Raw genomic sequence first — 20255 nt, 5'->3', positions numbered from 1 at the left:
CAATATTTAATCCTCAAACTGTATCAAAATACCCCAGATAACTCCCTACCATATAACCTGCTCTCTCATATTCACTTTTTTTCAGCATAATATAGAACAAATGCTCCTACCTTTTTTAAGGGAGGCCTCTTTTGGAAAAAATACTGGACAATAATTACTATGATCTGATTATTAATAACGTCTCTGTGCCTCTGTATGACGAAGGGGATAATATCACACCTTTAAATATCAGACATTCTCTGCTGAATGTTCCTGTAGGAAATGCTGATCCATGTAATCTGGGTAAATATCCTTATTACAGTTTCCCATCCCTTTATACTCCTACCTCCACCGTAAGCCATGAAAAATCCGGAATGGGAGCCGTACAGCGTAACCCATATTTAAATCTTAACGGACGGGGAATTATCGTGGGTATTATTGACACAGGCATTGATTATCAGCATCATACCTTTCTTTTTAATGATGGCACTTCAAGAATACTCTCTTTATGGGATCAGTCTGTTCAGGATGGTAAACCACCGGAACAATTTACATATGGAACCGAATATTCACGGGACACCATCAATTTTGCTCTGGCATCTGACGATCCTTTATCCATTGTTCCTTCCAGGGATACTGATGGGCATGGAACCGCAATCGCCAGTATCATCGCCGGAGCACCGGAAGAAGAACTGAATTTTTCCGGTATTGTTCCTTTTACCGAACTGGCAGTTGTTAAGCTGAAAGAAGCGAAGAAAAATTTAAAGGATTTGTTTTTTGTCCCAGAGGGTATTTCCTGCTATCAGGAGACTGACCTGATGCTGGGCATTACTTATCTTCTTTCCATCGCGCAGAAAGCCAACCGCCCTCTTGCCATCTGTATTGCCATGGGAAGCAGTCAGGGAGCACATGATGGCAATGGGGCTTTGAGCAATTATTTGAATTATCTGGTGCGTCTTCCCGGTTATGGAATCGCTGTTTCTGCGGGAAATCAGGGTAATGCCCGAAGGCATTATTTTAATTCTACGCAGCAGGAACCATTTACCAATCAGTTTGAATTGAGAATCGGGGAAAAAGACCCCATGTTTTCCATGGAAATATGGCCATCTGCTCTTGGCAGGCTTTCCATTAATATTAACACACCCAACCAGGAATCGACTAAGCTCATACGTCCGGGACTGGGGGAATGCAGAAGATTCAAGTTTGTTTTCACTCCTTCTGTCTTATGGGTTAATAATATGAGCTTTGAGGAAGAAAGCGGGGATCAGCTGATTCTGCTGCGCTTTCAAAACGCCATGCCAGGCATCTGGAGTTTTAACGTGCAAAGTATGGAAAAAGAACCGCTTGCTTTTCATTCCTGGCTTCCAACAGGCAGCCTGATCAGCGATGATACGTTCTTTTTAAATTCCAATCCCGGCACAACCATTAACTCCCCCGGAAATGGATCCCACCAGCTGACAGTCACCGCTTATAATCAGTTTAATGACAGCATTCTAATAGAAGCCAGCAGAGGTTATTCCAGAAATAATTTCGTAAAGCCGGATATCAGCGCTCCAGGGCACCAGATCCCCTGTGCACTTCCTGGAAACCGGTTTGGGACCTTAACCGGCACAGGCGCTGCTACCGCACATGCCACCGGTGCTATTGCAATGATTTTAGAGTGGGGTATTCCCAGAGGTAACTATACCACCCTGTCAGGTAATGTGATCAACAGTCTGATTACCCGCGGAGCACGACGGGAATCTTCTATTATATATCCGAATAATATCTGGGGTTATGGAATGTTAGACGTAAATGAATTGTTTCAGCGACTTACCAATATTTAGAGGATGTAACATTTTTCCATTCTCCCCCCTCCTTTCATATTAGAATTCCTGCTGCATAAACTTATCATATATGCCCTCAGTATAAGACAGGAGGACTTTTATTGAATAAAATTCTGGACAATAACTATTACGACCTTATTATGGGCAATACCATAATATCGGGTTACGACACAGGCGATAATATAACCCCGCTGAGTGATCGTTACTCTCTGCTTCATATACCAATTACGTCCCCGGATCCCTGTGACCTGGGAACTTACTCCTATACCAGCTTTCCTTCCTTATATGCATTGGAATCTGAGGTAAGCCTGGATAAATCAGGAATTAGTTCCGTGCAGCAAAACTCTTATCTGGGTCTCATGGGGAAAGGCGTACTGGTCGGCGTAGTTGATACAGGAATTGAATACACACACCCGGCATTTCAAAATCCCGACGGTACCAGCCGGATCTATTCCATCTGGGATCAGACAATACAGGAAGGAACCCCTCCAGATAGTTTTACCTTTGGATGCGAATACAAAAAAGAACAGATAAATGAAGCTTTATTATCCTCCCAGCCGCTGTCTGTAGTTCCTTCCACAGACAACAACGGGCATGGAACTGCCATTGCCAGCATAGCTGCCGGATCACCCTCAGCAGACCTCTCCTTTTCTGGAGTCGTTCCATTATCTGAACTTGTTGTAGTAAAACTAAAGGATGCTAAAAATAATCTGAAAAATATTTTCTTTGTTCCTGAAGATACCTACTGTTTTCAGGAATCGGATATTTATCTGGGAATCCGTTATCTGCTGTCAGTTTCCCAGAAAGCGGCAAGACCCATAGTAATATGTATCTGCCTGGGAAGCAGCCTGGGTGGCCATGACGGCAACGGGGCAATCAGCAGTTTCATGACAGCAAAAACACAAGATCCCGGAATCTGTTTTGTTGCTTCCGCTGGCAATGAAGGAAATAAAGCCAGACATTATCTTAATAATACCAGCCAGATCCCCTGGTATCATGATTTTGAGCTTAAGATCAGCGAAAAGGATAAAGAATTTTGTATGGTTCTCTGGCCTTATGCAACAAGCCGGATATCCATTGATATTTCAACTCCCAACAGAGAATCCACACAGAGAATTTTTCCTACCCTGAACGAATGCAGAAAATTTAACTTTATTTTTGCACAAAGCATCATTTGGGTAAATAATATTCTTTTTGATGATGAAACAGGTAATCAGGTAATCGTAATGCGGTTTAAAGATCCGATGCCCGGAGTGTGGTATCTGCGGGTGCAGTCAATGAAGGAAGAACCTTTTTCTTTTCACTGCTGGCTTCCCAACGGGAATTTTCTGTCCGATGATACTTACTTTTTAAATCCAGATTCCTCTGTGACCATAACCTCTCCCGGAAACGGGACTCATCAGTTAACAGTTACTGCTTACAATCAATTTAATGACAGTGTTCTGGGAGATGCCAGCAGGGGTTATACAACGGCGGGTATAATCAAACCAGACATTGCGGCTCCAGGTTTTTTGCTTCCCTGCGCTGTTTCAGGGAATTCATATGGCAGCGCAACGGGAACTGGTACTGCTGCTGCACATGCTGCAGGTGCTGCAGCCATGATTCTGGAATGGGGAATCGTCAGAAAAAATCTCCCGACTTTAACCGGATATGATATTAACCGAATGTTCATGAGAGCCGCCAGGCACGGGGCTGCGAACACATATCCAAATAACCTTTGGGGGTATGGTCAGCTTGACATAAATAAAGTTTTTCAGCAGCTTACAAATATGTAACGGCAAATATGGAAAAATGGACCGGAGGACTGTCTTTTGGAAAAGATTCTGGATAACGATTATTATGATCTGATCATTAATAATGTCTCAATTCCCAGCTATAACTCAGACAATATAACCATGATTAATTTCAGACATTCCCTGCTTCATATTCCTGCAGCCGGTTCAACTCCATGCCTGCTTGGAGAATATCCATATCACACATTTCCTACTCTTTATACACTTAACTCTACCATCAGCATAGAAAAATCGGGAATTGGTCCTGTACAGAGAAATCCTTTTTTAAATCTGACAGGGCGGGGAATTATTGTAGGAGTGATTGATACAGGGATCGATTACACACATGAAGCGTTTCTATACAACGATAATACTTCCAGAATTCTTTCTATCTGGGATCAGTCCATTCAAAGTAACAATCCCCCGGTGGGATTTACATATGGAACAGAATACAACAGAGAATCCATTAATATTGCTCTGAGATCAGATGATCCCTTATCGATTGTACCTTCTGTCGACACCGTAGGACACGGAACCTCCGTTGCAAGCATCATTGCTGGAAGATACAATCCGGAGAATTCCTTTACTGGTGTGGTACCGGAAGCGGAACTGGTTATTGTAAAGCTAAAAGATCCCAAACAGAATTTAAGAAGTATGAATTTTGTAAAGCCGGACGTATTGTGCTACCAGGAGTCTGACATTATGCTGGGTGTCCGGTATCTGGAAACATATGCCCAGAATGCCAGCCGCCCGTTAGTTATCTGTATTGCCCTTGGCAGCAGCCAGGGAGGTCATGACGGCACAGATGCACTTAGCAACTATTTAAATTATCTTTCCAGACTGCCGGGAATTGGAATATCTGTTTCAGCAGGAAATGAAGGCAATGACAGACGTCATTATTTTAACAGTACCACAGCCCCGCCTTATTATAATAATTTTGAATTAAGAATAGGAGAAAATGATTCCTTGTTTTTTATGGAAATCTGGCCTTATGCACTGGGCCGTGTATCCATAGATGTTTCCACTCCAAACAGAGAATCCACTCAGCCCATTTTCCCTACCATTGGTTCCTGCAGAAAGTTTGAATTTATTTTTACAGGAAGTACCCTGTGGGTAAATAACTTTATATTTGAAGAAGAATCCGGCGATCAGCTGATTCTTCTGCGTTTTCAAAATCCCCTTGCGGGAGTCTGGAATATCCGGGTACAAAGCATGGAAAATGAACCCATTTCATTTCATTCCTGGCTTCCTTCTGGTGATATTATTACAAATGATACATTTTTTCTAAATCCCAATCCGGATACTACTATTACCTCTCCCGGGGATGGAATCAGTCAGCTGACTGTTACTGCTTATAATCAGTTTAATGACAGTATTCTAATTGAATCCAGCAGAGGTTATACAAGAAACGGCCTGATAAAGCCAGACATTGCCGCTCCCGGCTATCAGATACCATGTGCCATTCCCCGAAATCTTTATGGAACCATGACTGGTACTGGTGCCGCTGCTGCTCATACAGCGGGAGCTATTGCCATGATACTGGAATGGGGAATACCAAGGGGGAATTACACATCCATGACCGGAAATGACGTGAACCGGCTGTTGATCCGGGGAGCTGCACGTGACAGTTCTATCATCTACCCAAACAACATCTGGGGATATGGCCGGCTTGATGTAAATAACCTGTTTCGAAGGCTGACCAATATCTGATCCGGTTGTCTTGAACGGGTGTTTTAATTCTTAATATTGGTGCAGTGAGGAGGCCTGATTTTGAATAAAATACTAGATAATAATTATTACGACTTAATCATTAATAATATCTCGGTCCCCTCCTACGATACGGGAGACAATATTACACCACTTACAGAACGAAGCTCACTGCTTCATATTCCCACAACTGGAACGGATCCCTGCGATTTAGGAACACACCCCTACAACGCCTTTCCCTCACTTTATACTATTGAATCCACCATCAGTATAGAAAAATCGGGGATTGGCACGGTTCAGAGAAATCCATTTCTGAATCTGACCGGTCAGGGTATTTTAATGGGCTTTGTGGATACCGGCATTGACTACCAGCATAACGCATTTCGCAATAACGATGGAACCACACGCATTGTTTCTATATGGGATCAGACATTGCAGACCGGAGTCATTCCGGAAGGTTTTACCTTCGGCAGTGAATATAACAGAGAGGCCATCAATCTGGCCTTAACATCAGAAGATCCGCTTTCCATTGTTCCCTCTACTGATACCAACGGTCACGGAACTGCCATGGCAAGCATTGCGGCGGGCAGCACCAGTGCTGATCAGGTCTTTGCCGGAGTGGTTCCCAATTCCCAGATTGTAATTGTAAAGTTGAAAGATGCAAAGGAAAACTTAAAAAATGTATTTACCATACCAAAAGATACATACTGTTTTCAGGAATCAGATATTTTACTGGGGATCAGATATCTCTTTTTGACAGCGCAAAAACTGAGTCTCCCCCTTGTTATCTGTATTGCACTTGGCACAAGCCAGGGCAGTCATGATGGCAAAGGTACACTAAGCAGTTATTTAACTTATCTGGTACAGCTTCCTGGAATTGGCGTGTCTACCTCTGCTGGAAATGAAGGAAATACACAAAGGCATTATTTTAACAGTACGTCTGCTGTACCGTTTTATAATGATTTCGAATTGAGAATTGGAGAAAATGACAAAGAATTCTGGATGGAAATCTGGCCATACGCACCAGACCGAATCTCCATTGATATATCTACGCCAAACAGGGAATCCACCCAGAGAATTTATCCTTCCATCTCAGACTGCCGGAAATTCAATTTTATTTTCACCCAGAGTGTGGTCTGGGTGAATAATATTATTTTCGAAGAAGAAACCGGAGATCAGCTTATTTTAATCCGTTTTTTAAACCCTCAGCCCGGAGTGTGGTCATTACGGGCTCAGAGTCTTGAAAATGAATCCTTTTCGTTTCATTGCTGGCTCCCAAGCGGATCAATCCTATCAGACAGCACCTATTTTCTAGCACCCAATCCGGATACTACCATCACATCTCCGGGCAATGGTGCCAACCAGCTGACCGTAACAGCTTATAATCAGTTTAATGATGGAATTCTTCCTGAATCCAGCAGAGGTTATACCAGAAGCGGTCTGGTTAAGCCGGATATTGCAGCACCCGGCTACCAGATCCCCTGTGCTGTTCCCGGCAACCAGTACGGGACTGCAACCGGCACCGGAGCCGCCTGCGCCCATGCAGCAGGAATTATTGCCATGGTACTTGAATGGGGAATTCCAAGAGGCAACTATACTTCTCTGACCGGATATGACGTCAACCGGTTAATTATAAGGGGTGCCGTAAGAAGCCCATCAGAAGTTTATCCAAATAATGTCTGGGGGTACGGACGCATCAATGTAAACAATTTATTTGAACGGCTTACCAATATCTGATTTTTAAGAAACAGGCACCAGAATTCCTGATATCAGGATAATCTGGTGCCTGTTTCTTTTCCTTGCATGTTCAGTTAAAGACAGAAATTCCATATTTCAATTTTCTGTAAAATTTCCAAACGATCACTGCCGGGAAGCTGAAAAACAGATAAAGTGTTGTCAGCCCACCGATAACAGCATATACCGCCATAAGCAAAACAATTATGAACCCCATAATTCATCCCTCCTTCTACCCTTCTATTTTAGTAATATATGCTATAAAAAGATAGAGATTAGAGGGAATCTTAACGCTATTTTAATAAAATCGATTATAGTCGAAACCGGTCGATTAAATTCTTTAAAATCTGTGCCTGACCAGAAAGTTCCTCACTGGTTGCCGCACTCTCTTCGGCTGTTGCGGAGTTTGTCTGAACCACACTTGAAATCTGATCAATCCCCAGATTTACCTGCCCAATGGAAACTGCCTGCTCAGCTGACGAATTGGAAATTTCATTGATCAAAGATACGGTTCTTTCAGAAGAAGCAGCGATCCGGTCTAAGGATTCTTTTGTTTCTGCCGCAATCAGTGTTCCATTTTGTACAGACTGGTAGGAATTTTCGATCAGGGAAGATGTATTCTTTGATGCTTCCCCACTTTTGGAGGCAAGATTTCTTACTTCATCTGCAACCACTGCAAAGCCCTTTCCTGCTTCCCCTGCCCTTGCAGCTTCTACTGCCGCGTTCAATGCCAGAATATTAGTCTGGAAAGCGATGTCTTCAATCGTCTTTATTATTTTTCCAATTTCCCCAGACGTCTGGGAAATCTCATCCATGGCCTTTGTCATCCTTAGCATCTGTTCTTTTCCGCTGCTTAATTCCTCAGCCATTTCTTTCGCCCTGTCACTGGCCTCCCTGGCACTTTTTGCATTTCCTTCTACCTGCTTTGATATATCACCGAGAGTAGCAGCCAGTTCCTCTATGGAGCCTGCCTGTTCCGTAGCTCCCTGAGACAATGCCTGCGCACCTGCAGATACCTGATCCGCTCCTGCTGCTACCTCACCAGATGAACGGCTGATGCTTAAAAGGGTATCTCCCAGCTGAGCCTTTAGCTGATGCATCGCCTCGTGTATGCCACTGAATCCCCCCACGTAGGCGGAGTCACAGGTGGTGCTGACTGTCAGATCTCCTGCTGCCATCTCATGAAGAACGTAATCCACATCCTTGATAATCATACCAAGTCTGGAAACCAGATCTCTGGTAGCATCTGCAAGAATACCTGTTTCATCTTTGTTTTTTACCTCTGATACAGGAGAATCAAGATCTCCCTCTGCCAACAGCTTTAACCGGTTTGCGCAGGAAGTAATGGGGCTTGCTATCTTGCCTGCCAGAACAGCAGATACGATCCCTGCAACTACGAGAAATACTGCAATCAGAAAAAGTGTAATCCCGGTTGCTGTTTTAGTGGATCCCATAAAATCCGACATAGGTGCACTGATTCCAATGCTCCAGCCATCCGTTCCTGCGATGGGCGCATAGGAAAGGAACATCTTATGCCCCTGGTTTTCATAACGTCCGAAACCGCTTTTCCCCTGGGTCATCTCTGCTTCAAGCGCTGCAAGCTGGGCAAGCCGTGAGTCCTTTGAAGCACTTTCCTGGACATTGATTCCGTTGGTGACCTTATCCATGTTGGGATCGGCAATTACCTTCCCTGACTGATTAAGAAGATAAGTATTGGAACCCTTGCTTACCTGTATAGAAGCAGCAATATCATTTAAAAAGGTTTCTTTTGGCACAAAATAAACAACTCCTACCACTTTTGTTCCGGGAATCCCCTTCTCCCATAAAGGGGCTGATATAATTATCGTCATCTGCCCTGTAACCTTACTGATTAATGGTTCCGATACCGCCATCTCGCCTTTGATTGAACGTTTAAAATAATCCCTGTCCGAATAGTCTTTTCCATCAAAAATGCTGATACCGTCGATCCCTATAATATTCCCTCTCTGGAATTCGTGAGTCTTGGCTCTCTGATCAATAATAGACTTCTTTTCATCAACACTTGTATCCGGATTGGCCAGTCTTGCTATGCTTCCCGCTTCATAAGCAAGGTTCTTATAGATATCCAGTTCCTTTGCCACCCGCTCAGACGCTGTCTCAGCCAGTTCCGTCATGGACTGGTTCATGGTTCCGATCATACTGAAATAATTTAAATAAATACTGATGCCGCCAACTACTGTAAGTGAGATAAAAACAGTGAAAGCCATGTAAAAAAATATTTTGTTTTTTATGCTCTTCATGACAATTCCTCCTTTGTGTCTCAGCAGAAAATTTATGGATAAATCTGCTGTTCAACTTAATTTCAGTATACTTCACAAAGGTATAATTGTCTATTCTCTTTTAGAAACCCGGTTATTCCACCTATGGTGTAATCCGGTACATGGCAATTTCATCAATTTCCCGGTTTGCGCTGATCAACAGATCCTCCCCGTCTTTTTTCAAATGCAGGACATTGGCAGGTCCGCAGTCCCGGTCCATGATCTCCCATTGATATGTCTTAAGTTCTTTATTCCAGGTAAAGCAAAGGAGATTTCTCTCTCCCTGCCTGTGCCCCACTACCAAAGCAGGCTTCCCGCATAAGCTTCCCCCAAAGATCCCATGGGAAAACTCTGCCTTTTTCTCATATTCGTATACTTTTTTATAGCTGCCTTCCAATTTTTTATAAATAGAAATGCAGTCACCATGGAAAGGGGACAATACAGCAAGCTCTTTCTCTCCATCCTCATCAAAATCAAGTAAAACACCATCACTGGCAGGCGTGTCAAGCAGCTTATGTACCTCCCATTTTTCCCCTTTTTGAAAGGGCGGAACAAACTGAAAGACTCCTCCTTCACATGATATCAGCCCCGTGTCTGCTCCGTTTTCCTCCACCCGGTAATAGCCGTGGTTCTTAAACAGTCCTTCCTCAATCACTTCAAACTGCAGCGGACTGGACTCACTAAGCTTTGAAAGATCCTCCGGAAGCACTGCAGCATAAACCCTGCCTGGACTTGACCAGTCTTCCTTATACTCATGGCCGGATTTTAAGGTACAGGCAATAAGATACAGTGTCCTGCCCCTTTTTAGTATGTCAAACCGATGAACATGAGGAAGGACTGCAATGGTCTTAACCTGCCATTTACCAGAATGGTCCGGCGTCACCAGTACGATGACTGCCTCTTTGGAATCATTGGGAGAATAAAACCGCTGGGTTGCCAGAAACTGTCCGTCTGTACCGGGAACCTGTACCATGGACATCGTGCCTCCAGGTTCTTCCCAGACAGTATCCACCTTATTTCCGTCCATATCAAATAAAAGACAGGGATCTTCCTTTTCTGCTGCCACCAGAAAATGTTCTGTCCCTTTATAATTTAAGGGGGCAACCGAATAGCATTTTGTTAAATGCCCCAATACCTTTTTCTCTGCTTTCATCCCACACTCTCCTTCAGGCATTGTTTATCCAGAATCTCAGTCATCCGTTTGTTTGCATCATAAAGTTCTCTCATCCACTGGGAATTACCGGTATACCAAAACTCTGCCACATATTTTCTGATTCCCAGTTCCCAGGCTGTCTGAATGGCACTTTCAAAGTCCACATGCCCTGTGCCAAATGGAATCTCCCTGAACTTTCCAGGAACGGTTTCTTTTAAATGCATGGCAACCAGATGACCTTTCCCTGCGCGTAAGTCATCTAAGGCATTGATTCCGTAAGTTTTGGCTGCATTGGTAATATTCCCGATATCCGGATAGACGTTTAAATACATAGAAGATACCAGCTTTACGTATTCCATGGACTTTTCCACTGTATTCATGAATTCCGTTTCCATGGTCTCAAATCCCAGTACAACTCCCATTCGCGCCGCAATTTCCGTGGCTTTCTTCAGATTTTCCAGAAAATACTGTTTCGTTTCCTCGCTTGAGTCCTCATAATATACATCATAGCCTGCCAGCTGGATGATTCTGACCCCCAGATCATCTGCCAGCTGGATTGCTTTCTTCATGATCTCCATCCCCATTTCCCGTATCACAGGATCGTGGCTTCCAAGAGGATATTTGCGGTGCCCGCTTAAACACATGGTGCGAATGGGCAGTCCCACAATCTTCATGGTATTGATTAATTCCAGCCGTTCTGCCTGCGACATGGATAAACGGCTTAATTTTTCATCTGTTTCATCAATGCTGATTTCCACAAAATCATAACCTGCAGCCTTTGCTGCCTCCAGTTTTTCTTTCCATCCAAGCCACCCAGGCATGGACTTCTCATATAATCCAAGGGTATATGCCTTTTCCATAAATTTGCCTCCACGAAAGATGCAATCAACATGGACGCCCGGGCATTGTTCCACTATGATTGATTTAAAAATCTGACCGGTGGACTACAAACACTTCCACCCCTTTTTCCCTGATCAGATCCAGAGCTTCTGATGATGCTTTCTCATCGGTGATTAAATACTTGATTTTTTCAATCGGGCAGCTGACAAAGCTGCTGTTTTTCCCGATCTTTGTGTGATCGGCCAGGACATAGACATCCTGGGTCGCATGGCCTGCCATCATTTCATTGATACTGACCTCGTTGAAGATCTCCGTTGTCATGCCGTTTTCCCCGCTGATTCCGGAACAGCCGATAAATGCTTTCTTCGCGTAGATTGTCTGTAAATTGCGTAGTGCAAAATCTCCTACCATAGCTTCTTTTGGATAGCGCAGTTCACCGCCTGTCAGCACAACGTTTACTTCCTGGGAATGCTCACAGTGAATGGCTTTTCCGTTATTGGTAATGACAGTTACATTGGAACAGTTAATGTATTCCAGTATTTTTAATGCATTGCTGCTGGTATTAATAAACAGCGTATCATTATCGGTTACGAACTTCGCAGCAAATTCAGCAATCAGTCTCCGGTACAAGGAAACCTCATCGATAGGACTGCCGGAAGCAATGGCGCCTCCATGGGTGCGTACAAGAAGCTTCTTATCTTCTAAATACTGCAAATCCCTGCGTATGGTAATAAGTGATACCTCTAATGCTTCCGCCAGTTCATCTACCCGCACCCTGGGATTCTTTTCCATCAGCTCCAGGATGCGGCTCCTTCTGTTCTCAACACAAGCTCTGTCTTTTTTCATTGTTTTCCCTCTCAACTCATAAAGATATGATTCTTTATCCTCATTATAGCCTGTTCAGAAGCCTGTGTCACTTGTTTTATGTTCGTTTTGATTGAAATTAAAGAATTCCATTTTCCTTCATTTTTTGTTCCATCTCCTGGGGAGACATGATATTTCTAAGACCAATCACCAGAGTCCCTTTTTCCTGTGCCCCTTTAAACATGCTGACAAAATTCTGTGCGCAAAAGACAACATCGTACTGAGCGGCTGCCGTTTTTCCTTCCGATAAGGCGCAGTGATGAACTTTGGTGGGCTTTATACCCGCCTTATCAAGTACCTTCTGCATGGTCATTTTCATCATCAGACTGGAGCCGGCCCCATTGGCACAGCAAACCATAAAACTCATATTTTCTTTTGACATTTTCCTTCTCCTGACTATTATTTGATTCCTTTTAATTCTTTATAGGCTTCGTAATTTTCTGTAATAAGGAAATAACCTTTTTTATCCTTCCGGTACTGAATCTGGGGAATTGCCAGTAAAACAGCCACTACAATCAGTACACCGGCATAGCTTAAGAACTTCATGACTGCTGTCATAACCGGCCATACAACAGCCCAGTCCCACATACCTAAGTATCCGCCATAAGCTGCCATTCCAACCCAGCCTGCGATAATTGCTGAACCGAATACCTGACAGATACCGGAGAAGAATGGTAATAAAAGAGCTGCTTTAATTCCGCCTTTCTCGTTGGCAAATACGGCAATGGTTGCATTGTCAAAAAAAACAGGAACGAAACCGCAGATTACAAGAACCGGGCTCTTTAAAACAATCAGTGCGATGATTGCCAGAATCTGACCGGCAAAGCCTGCAAGGAAACCAAGAGGTACCGCATTGGCAGAACCAAATCCGAATACAACAGCACAGTCAACTCCGGGAAGGGAACCAGGAAGGAGCTTATCTGCAATTCCCTGGAAGGAAGCGGTCAGCTCAGTGACGAAGGTTCTAACTCCCAGCTGGAGGATTGCTAAGTAAACAGAGAAATAAAGGCAGGTCTGAATGACATAGAAGACCATGCTGGCGCCCTCTTTCATGAACTTTTGTTCCACCAGATAATCCCTTCCTAAAATACACAGAATTGCTCCGAAGAAAACGATCATCAGTATGGAGGTACATACCATGTTTTCATTGAATATGGACATGAATCCGGGAAGCTCGATCTCGTCAATCTTCTTAATTTCTTTCCCGTTTTTCTTTTTGCCAAACAGCTTTTCTGCCAGCCAGGTATTAAATGCAATGCCGAACATCTGCTGATGTGCCAGACAGAAGCCTGCGCCATCGGTCAGTTCCTGACAGGGCTTGATGGTTAAGTTTGAACCCACTGCCCAGTAAGCTCCGAGAATCAGTGCCATTACTACCAGGAGGGCAACATTATTGTTTAATAAAAACGGGCAGGCAAAGAGGATCAGCCAGTAAGCGGTAGCCGCCTGCTGTACCTGTACATGGCCTGTGGTAAACAGGGCTCTTAACTTGGTGACCTTACTGAAACGAACCAGAAGAATATTTACAATGAACGCGATTAATAGCAGAATCATGGCATTGCCGAATGCCTTGCCAAACACTTCTTCCACTCCTGCTGTTACCGCATTCTGCCCAAAGTAAGGGTCAATTACCATTGCGTTCATATTGAAACGGTCTTTCAGACCCACAAGCACAGGACGGAAATTATTGACTAAGCCCCCGGAACCCACAGTCAGAATCAGATAACCTACGATTGCCTTAATTACTCCTGCAAGAACATCATACCAGGGTTTTCCAAGCAGTATATAACCGATCATTACGATCAGACCAATCATAAAAGCCGGCTGCTGTAATACATTGACTGCAAAATACGACCAGATCTTTAATAAAATATCCATAAGAAACCCTCCCCATTATGAATCCAGATAATCGCTCTGGATTTTGATTAAATCCTCTGGTGAATTGGCACTTAACAGTGCTTCCACCGCCCCTTCATTCATTAACAGTTCCGACAGCCTTGTCATATTTAACAAATGCTGCTCCGGATTACAGGAAGCAAGGGTAAAGAAAAGCCTTGCATTCTTTTCCTCGTCCCCCGGTTCAAAACTGACCGGCTTATTCAGCTTCATAAATCCGATTGCAGTTTTGTGCACCCCTTTTGCACCTTCCTGGGAATGCGGCATGGCTACGTTTGGCATGATAATAATATAAGGTCCATATTTCCTGATGCATTCAATAATTTCTTCCTTATAATCTGCCTCAACGGTTCCATCCGCCTCTAAGGTCTCACAGCTCATCCGGACCGCATCCTCCCAGCTTGCCGCTTCCTCAGCGAATTTGTAATGCCCCAGTTCCACAAACTCTTTTAACAGCATGGCTAACCCTCCCCAATTGTTTACAAACAGGACCGAAATGGTATGTTCTGAGGAGCTTCAAAGCAATCCTCAAATCCCCTGGGGTGATGATAGGCTTTTTTCTCTCTGTCTGTTGGATAGACATATTTTCCGCCCACCTCCCAGAAGAACGGATGGAACCGGTAATCCAGACGGTCCTTTTTCATCTCATAAAGCACCCGGATTTCGTTGACATCAGCCATAAAGTTGCTCCACACATCATAGTGAATGGGAATCACCACATCACAGTTTAATGCTTCCGCCATGCGAAGTACATCACAGGAGGTCATCTTATCGGCCATACCTACCGGATTTTCTCCATAGGAGCCGAACGCCACATCAACCTTATGATCCTTTCCATGCTTTGCAAAATAGATGGAATAATGGGAATCACCGCTGTGATAGATATTGCCGCCTGGCGTTTTTATTAAGTAATTGACCGCCTTATCGTCCATATCGGTTGGGCAGATTCCGGTCAGTTCTTCTCTGTCCGCTCCGGTGGAATCCGTTGTTACAAGACAGGTTCTGTCAAAGGAATCAAGCACTACGATTTCCACATCCTTGATCTTTATGGTATCTCCCGGACGCACTACCTTACACCGCTCTTTCGGAACTCCCCATTTGATCCAGGTCTCCACCGATTTTAAAGGACCGATAAATGGAACCGGAATCTCATTTCCATTCTCGTCAGTGGTTGTCATCCCGCTTTGAATGACGTGAGCTGCATACTCCGCACTCATGTGATCCTGGTGATAATGAGTTGCTAAAACTCCATCCACCTTTTTGATGGCAAACGGATCAATGACAAAAGGTACTGCTCTTAAATTGGGCTGCATCTTCCTGGCACCGCACATATTAGCCATCTGATGACCTTCTGCCATCATTCCGTTTCCATGGGTACGTTTTCCATTTCCACACCATAAGTCGATGGTTAAATTACAGCCGCCTGGCGTTTTAAACCAGATTCCCGTACAGCCTAACCACCACATCGCCACAGTGCCGGGTTTTACTTCCTCGCTTTCAATCTCTTCATTCAGCCAGGTCCCCCACTCTGGAAACGTGCTCATGATCCATGATTCTCTGGTCGTTTCACTCACCTTGCTCATACTACCTTCTCCTTTGATCTTAATGGGTGTTTTATATGTTCGTTTTGTTTCTGTAATGCCATATTAACATGATTAAATTTGAATTTCAATAGGCATATATGTTCGTTTATCTTTTATATGATCTTTATTGAATTTTTGTAATATCATACAGATTTTGGTCGTTTTTTTGTGCATTTTTACATGGGATATCCGGATTTTTTCTCCACATAATAAATGGAAACAGGAGGTTAACCAACATGTTTCCAGATAAAATTTATTTTGAACCAGATTCTCTAAACTATGAGTTAGGCGGATTATTAAAAGAGAAATACAAAGATATACCTTGGATCCCCATTGAAAGCCATAATAAAATAGATGAACTGCGCACCCGGCCCAACAAGGATTTCCCTGAATTAAAACGGCTGCTGGTAATTGGAGTCAGGAAAACCCATAATTACGTTCCAAACCATAAAGTTTCAGATTATCTGGTTCCTTATACTTCATCCGGCTGTACTGCCATGTGCCACTACTGCTATCTTGTCTGCAACTATAACAAATGTTCCTATCTGCGCCTGTTTGTGAACCGGGAACAGATGCTGAATAAAATAATTAATCATCAGGCTAAATCCGTAAAAGACAACACTTATGAGATTGGCAGCAACAGTGATCTGGTTCTGGAAAATACAATTACCGGCAATTTATCATGGACCATTGAACAGTTTGGAAAAACAGACAAAGGCTTTTTAACCTTTCCAACTAAATTTAATCAGGTGGACCCTCTTCTTAATTTAAACCACGGTGGACGCATTATCATGCGTATGAGCGTAAATCCCCAGTCCATCATAACCAGGTTCGAACCTGGTACTTCCGGATTAAATGCAAGAATAACCGCATTAAACAAAATGTGCGATGCCGGTTACCGGGTTGGAATCCTCATTGCACCTGTCATTTTAACAGACGACTGGAAACAGCTTTATTCCGAACTGATTACAATTCTTTCCATGCAGTTAAGTGAAAAGGTAAAGCGGACTGCTCTGGTTGAAATAATTTTCATGACTTACAGCTTTGTTCACAATGCCATTAACAGTGAGGCATTTCCTGACGCAGGAAAACTTTATGACAAAGACTTAATGACTGGAAGAGGCAGGGGAAAATATTGTTACAAAACTGATTTAAGAGAAGATGGTGAGCTGTTTTTAAGGCAGCAGATGAATGAAAAATTAAAGGAAATGACTATTTTATATATTGTGTGATACGTGGAGACATTCGGCTTTCTTTGCAATGTTTTAAAAGATATGATATAATAACTTCGTTTTTATTCTAAAGATTAAAGAAGGAAGATAACCATGTATAACGATTTATTCTCCATCGGGGGCTTTACGATTCACGGATACGGTCTGATGATCGGCATCGGAATTGCCGCAGCCTACTTAACAGCAGAATATCGCGCCAAAAAAGCTGGGCTGGAACCGGATCACTTATTCTATCTGCTTATACTGGGAGCAGGAGGCGGCCTTATCTGTGCCAAGCTTCTTTACTACGTTACAATATTTGATGAGATCAGAAGTAATCCCAGGCTTTTACTTGATATCTCTACCGGATTTGTGGTATATGGAGGAATCATCGGTGGAATTGGTGCCGGATTTGTTTACTGCCGTATTAAAAAAATAAGCCCAATCCGTTATCTGGATCTTGTAGTCCCGTCAATTGCCCTGGCACAGGGGTTTGGAAGAATCGGATGTCTTCTTGCCGGATGCTGTTATGGGCGTCAGACCCCCGGACCTTTTTCCATTACCTTTCAGAGCTCTCAGTTTGCACCCAACGGAATTCCGCTGCTGCCAACTCAGATTGTATCCAGTGTTTTTGATTTTGCCAACTGTTTTGTACTGCTGGCACTGGCACGGAAAAATCCCCCTGCCGGAAGAGTCAGCGCTTTCTATCTGATTTTTTACAGCCTGGGGAGATTCGTCATTGAATTTTACCGGGGTGATTTAATCAGGGGTTCTGTTGGAAGCTTATCAACTTCCCAGTTTATTTCCCTGTTTGTAGCTCTTGCAGGTTTTATCCTTTTGTGGAAATCAGGCAGATATAAGAACCAGCTGTCATAAACGTGATCATCAGCCCGCTTCAAGGTCTAAGTTGTTTCTCTCTCAATAAGAGAAGCTTCAAATACTTTGTGAAACGGGCTGTTTTTTTTATCCGGCCCGCCTTCGATGTCGGAAATAATCATCCTGGTAACCTCTTCTCCCATCTCTTTTGCCGGAACCTCCATGGAAGTCATTGCGGTTTCCAGCATCCCTCCGATGGAATGTCCCGTCAGGCTGATGATCTTCACTTCCTCCGGAACCTTTATCCCCCGCTCCTTTAAAGCTCTGATTGCCCCCAGCCCCTGCATATCCACGGCTACCATAAGGCCGTCCAGTGCTGTGTCTTTCTCCATAAGCTCCAGAATTCCGTTATATCCGTTTTTAAAATAATCTTTTGGGGGAAATGGAGAATCGGCCACATATTCTGTTGATGACAGTTCCCGGATTGCTTTCCGGTAACCCTTATACCGTTCTTTGTATGGGATAATTTCCATTGAACCGTTAATAAAGCCAATATGACGGCAGCCCTTCCCATAAAGGTATTTAACACCCTGATAGCCGCAGGCATAATAATCGGCTACAACACTGCTTAATATGCTGTCCTGATTTCTTACGATCTGCATCACCGAAATACCACTGCTTTTAATGTCCCTTAGCAGCCGCCCGTTCTGCCCGGTTGCCGCTATCAAGATTCCATCCACCAGTCCGTTCCGGAGTCTGCTTAAACACTCCTCTTCTGCATCCTGCCTGTCTTTTGTATTGCATATGATGATACTGTAACCCATCTTTCTTGCCTGGATTTCTATCCCCTGTACCATTTCCCCAAAGATGGAAAAATTGATTTCCGGTATAACAACACCAATGGTGTGCCGCTTTCCCTGTCTCAGCCCCTTGGCCAGAAGATTTGGCTTATAGCTAAGCTGCTCCACTGCGGCATATATTTTTTTCTTTGTCTCAGGATGGACATAAGAGGTATGATTAAGGGCTCTTGAAACAGTGCTTACATCTACATTGGCCAATCTTGCCACATCTTTTAATGTTGCCATTTTACCAGTCTCCTTTCGCAATACAACAAATCCCTTTAAATCTTTTATACCACACAAATTTTTCCTGTCAACAAGATGAGATATCTGATACAATAAAAGTCTTCAGCGGCCGGACAGCCCTCTGAAGACTTTCATTTAAACTGTTAATCAGGAGAATATTTTCATTATGGACTCAGCAAATTTGGGCAGGGCCGTTTTAAGAGCTGAAATAGTCAGTACCAGACAGAATATGTAGCTGATTACCATGCAGATTCTTAATATTTTAGGCTGCTTCACACCTTTATTTACGTCCTTGTTCCAAATCAGCATACATACAAAGAGGCCAGATACCGGAGTTGCAACGGCTGTCATTATGTTGGCAAAAAGAATCAGCTGAGTGGGCGACCCATTATAGGAAAAACAAATTACAGCGGCAATTGCAAGAACAATCATAGAACCAATTTTTATACTTTTATGATCCAGATTGGTAGGCTTGTCAAAACCGGCATTCAGCAAAACAACCGTGCGGTGAGTATTACCAAGAAGGGAAGAAAAAGCAGCTGCTAAAAGTGCAATTCCCATAACTACATAGGCTGCTTTCCCCAGCAGCGGCACCATCATTTCTCCTAATTCGGCAGGATTTTTAATTACAATTCCTGCCGGGTGAAGAACGATTGCGCCTACAAGCATGACTGCTCCACTGATTAAGATCACTCCTACAATATGGGTGATAGAATCAACCAGCATTGCACCGTTAAACAAATCTTCTTTCTCCCACTTCTTTTCTTTTCCAAGGTAAGTGCCGTAAACACCTGTGGTAACAGATGCATTGGTGCTGATAAACCCCAGGGCAGTCGCAAGACTTCCAGCTGGAAATGTCCAATGTGTAAGACCACTTCCAAACTCTCCAAAGGAAGGCCCCCCAGCCCTCACCAGCGTGGCATAATAAGCGAATATCATACCAATAATACAGATTGTAATTCCTTTTTCCACCTTGGAATATACACCTTTTGTCAAGTAGCAGAATACAGTGATTGCAATCATAATGATTGCTCCTAATTTCCAGTCCATACCAAAAATCAGATTCATACCTGATCCTGACCCGGATATATTCCCCATTGTGAAAAACATACAGGATAAGAATGAAGCAACTCCCACAAAGGCTGCAGCTTTCCCTCCATAATAATGACGAATGGCATGGATAATCGGTTTACCTGTAAGCAGCGCAATCCGATAAGTAGTAAGTAAAAATGTAACCCCCATAAACAAAATGGGAATGAACAGCCAAAGCATTGCATAACCATATCTGGCTCCCAGCATGGCTGCAGTTGTGATGGCTCCCGGACCAATAACAATTCCGGTAAGTACAAGTCCCGGACCGATTCTCTTCACTAACTCCAGAAACGGCAGGGTTTTTATCGCTGAGTTGTCAAAGGGTGCATCTAGTGATACAGTAGCTGTACTTATATTATTTTCCATTAACTGACCTCCACCATAAGAAACTTAATATTCC

Annotated in this window: 17 protein-coding genes; 6 read left to right on the top strand and 11 right to left on the bottom strand. The window is 43.5% G+C overall.

Annotation, left to right across the window (positions count from 1 at the left end; genetic code table 11):
* The first annotated feature begins 131 nt into the window (after positions 1-131).
* From ACOAOT_RS06750 to ACOAOT_RS06735, 4 genes are all read left to right on the top strand, one after another.
* A complete protein-coding gene (locus ACOAOT_RS06750) occupies positions 132-1805 on the top strand; it encodes a S8 family peptidase (RefSeq protein ID WP_420216293.1) in 1674 nt (557 codons plus the stop codon).
* A gap of 101 nt (positions 1806-1906) precedes the next feature.
* Positions 1907-3580, top strand: a complete 1674-nt coding sequence (locus ACOAOT_RS06745) for a S8 family peptidase (protein ID WP_420216292.1) — start codon at positions 1907-1909, stop codon at positions 3578-3580.
* Between the two features lie 36 nt (positions 3581-3616).
* Complete coding sequence (locus ACOAOT_RS06740; protein ID WP_420216291.1) at positions 3617-5287, top strand: S8 family peptidase; 1671 nt, start codon at positions 3617-3619, stop codon at positions 5285-5287.
* Between the two features lie 60 nt (positions 5288-5347).
* Positions 5348-7021 (top strand): S8 family peptidase, encoded by a 1674-nt coding sequence (locus ACOAOT_RS06735; protein WP_420216290.1) that lies wholly within the window; start codon positions 5348-5350, stop codon positions 7019-7021.
* A gap of 70 nt (positions 7022-7091) precedes the next feature.
* Here the strand turns inward: ACOAOT_RS06735 and ACOAOT_RS06730 are convergent, their stop codons facing one another.
* From ACOAOT_RS06730 to ulaG, 9 genes are all read right to left on the bottom strand, one after another.
* Positions 7092-7235: a hypothetical protein gene (locus tag ACOAOT_RS06730; protein WP_277407164.1), complete on the bottom strand. Its 144-nt coding sequence runs from the start codon at positions 7233-7235 to the stop codon at positions 7092-7094.
* Between the two features lie 94 nt (positions 7236-7329).
* Entirely contained in the window at positions 7330-9297 is a 1968-nt protein-coding gene (locus ACOAOT_RS06725) for a methyl-accepting chemotaxis protein (RefSeq protein ID WP_420216289.1), read from the bottom strand.
* Positions 9298-9418: 121 nt separating this feature from the next.
* The gene (locus ACOAOT_RS06720) at positions 9419-10468 is read right to left on the bottom strand and encodes a hypothetical protein (RefSeq protein WP_420216288.1); all 1050 of its coding nucleotides are present in this window, start codon (positions 10466-10468) and stop codon (positions 9419-9421) included.
* Entirely contained in the window at positions 10465-11328 is an 864-nt protein-coding gene (locus tag ACOAOT_RS06715; RefSeq protein ID WP_420216287.1) for an L-ribulose-5-phosphate 3-epimerase, read from the bottom strand. Before ACOAOT_RS06715 ends, ACOAOT_RS06720 begins: the two co-directional genes overlap by 4 nt.
* A 64-nt stretch (positions 11329-11392) precedes the next feature.
* Positions 11393-12154, bottom strand: coding sequence for a DeoR/GlpR family DNA-binding transcription regulator (locus tag ACOAOT_RS06710; protein WP_420216286.1), 762 nt, complete (start codon positions 12152-12154; stop codon positions 11393-11395).
* Positions 12155-12251: 97 nt separating this feature from the next.
* A complete protein-coding gene (locus ACOAOT_RS06705; RefSeq protein WP_207657089.1) occupies positions 12252-12554 on the bottom strand; it encodes a PTS sugar transporter subunit IIB in 303 nt (100 codons plus the stop codon).
* 17 nt (positions 12555-12571) lie between these two features.
* Entirely contained in the window at positions 12572-14050 is a 1479-nt protein-coding gene (gene ulaA, locus ACOAOT_RS06700) for a PTS ascorbate transporter subunit IIC (RefSeq protein WP_420216285.1), read from the bottom strand.
* A 15-nt stretch (positions 14051-14065) separates the two neighbouring features.
* Entirely contained in the window at positions 14066-14527 is a 462-nt protein-coding gene (locus tag ACOAOT_RS06695; protein WP_420216284.1) for a PTS sugar transporter subunit IIA, read from the bottom strand.
* Between the two features lie 20 nt (positions 14528-14547).
* Complete coding sequence (ulaG, locus tag ACOAOT_RS06690; RefSeq protein WP_420216283.1) at positions 14548-15651, bottom strand: L-ascorbate 6-phosphate lactonase; 1104 nt, start codon at positions 15649-15651, stop codon at positions 14548-14550.
* 236 nt (positions 15652-15887) lie between these two features.
* Between ulaG and ACOAOT_RS06685 the strand changes: the two genes are divergently transcribed.
* Positions 15888-16883 (top strand): SPL family radical SAM protein, encoded by a 996-nt coding sequence (locus ACOAOT_RS06685; RefSeq protein WP_420216282.1) that lies wholly within the window; start codon positions 15888-15890, stop codon positions 16881-16883.
* A 93-nt stretch (positions 16884-16976) separates the two neighbouring features.
* Positions 16977-17738 (top strand): prolipoprotein diacylglyceryl transferase, encoded by a 762-nt coding sequence (locus ACOAOT_RS06680; RefSeq protein WP_420216281.1) that lies wholly within the window; start codon positions 16977-16979, stop codon positions 17736-17738.
* 26 nt (positions 17739-17764) lie between these two features.
* Here ACOAOT_RS06680 and ACOAOT_RS06675 read toward each other — a convergent pair whose 3' ends face one another.
* Both ACOAOT_RS06675 and ACOAOT_RS06670 read right to left on the bottom strand, forming a co-directional pair.
* Entirely contained in the window at positions 17765-18763 is a 999-nt protein-coding gene (locus ACOAOT_RS06675) for a LacI family DNA-binding transcriptional regulator (RefSeq protein ID WP_420216280.1), read from the bottom strand.
* Positions 18764-18910: 147 nt separating this feature from the next.
* Complete coding sequence (locus tag ACOAOT_RS06670; protein ID WP_420216279.1) at positions 18911-20221, bottom strand: Nramp family divalent metal transporter; 1311 nt, start codon at positions 20219-20221, stop codon at positions 18911-18913.
* Positions 20222-20255 lie beyond the last annotated feature (34 nt).

Source organism: Lacrimispora struthionigena (genome assembly GCF_048627165.1).
In the GTDB taxonomy this organism is placed as follows: Bacteria; Bacillota; Clostridia; order Lachnospirales; family Lachnospiraceae; genus Lacrimispora.
The sequence above is the reverse complement of the archived record's forward strand: the minus strand, read 5'-3'. Positions and strand labels throughout refer to the sequence as shown.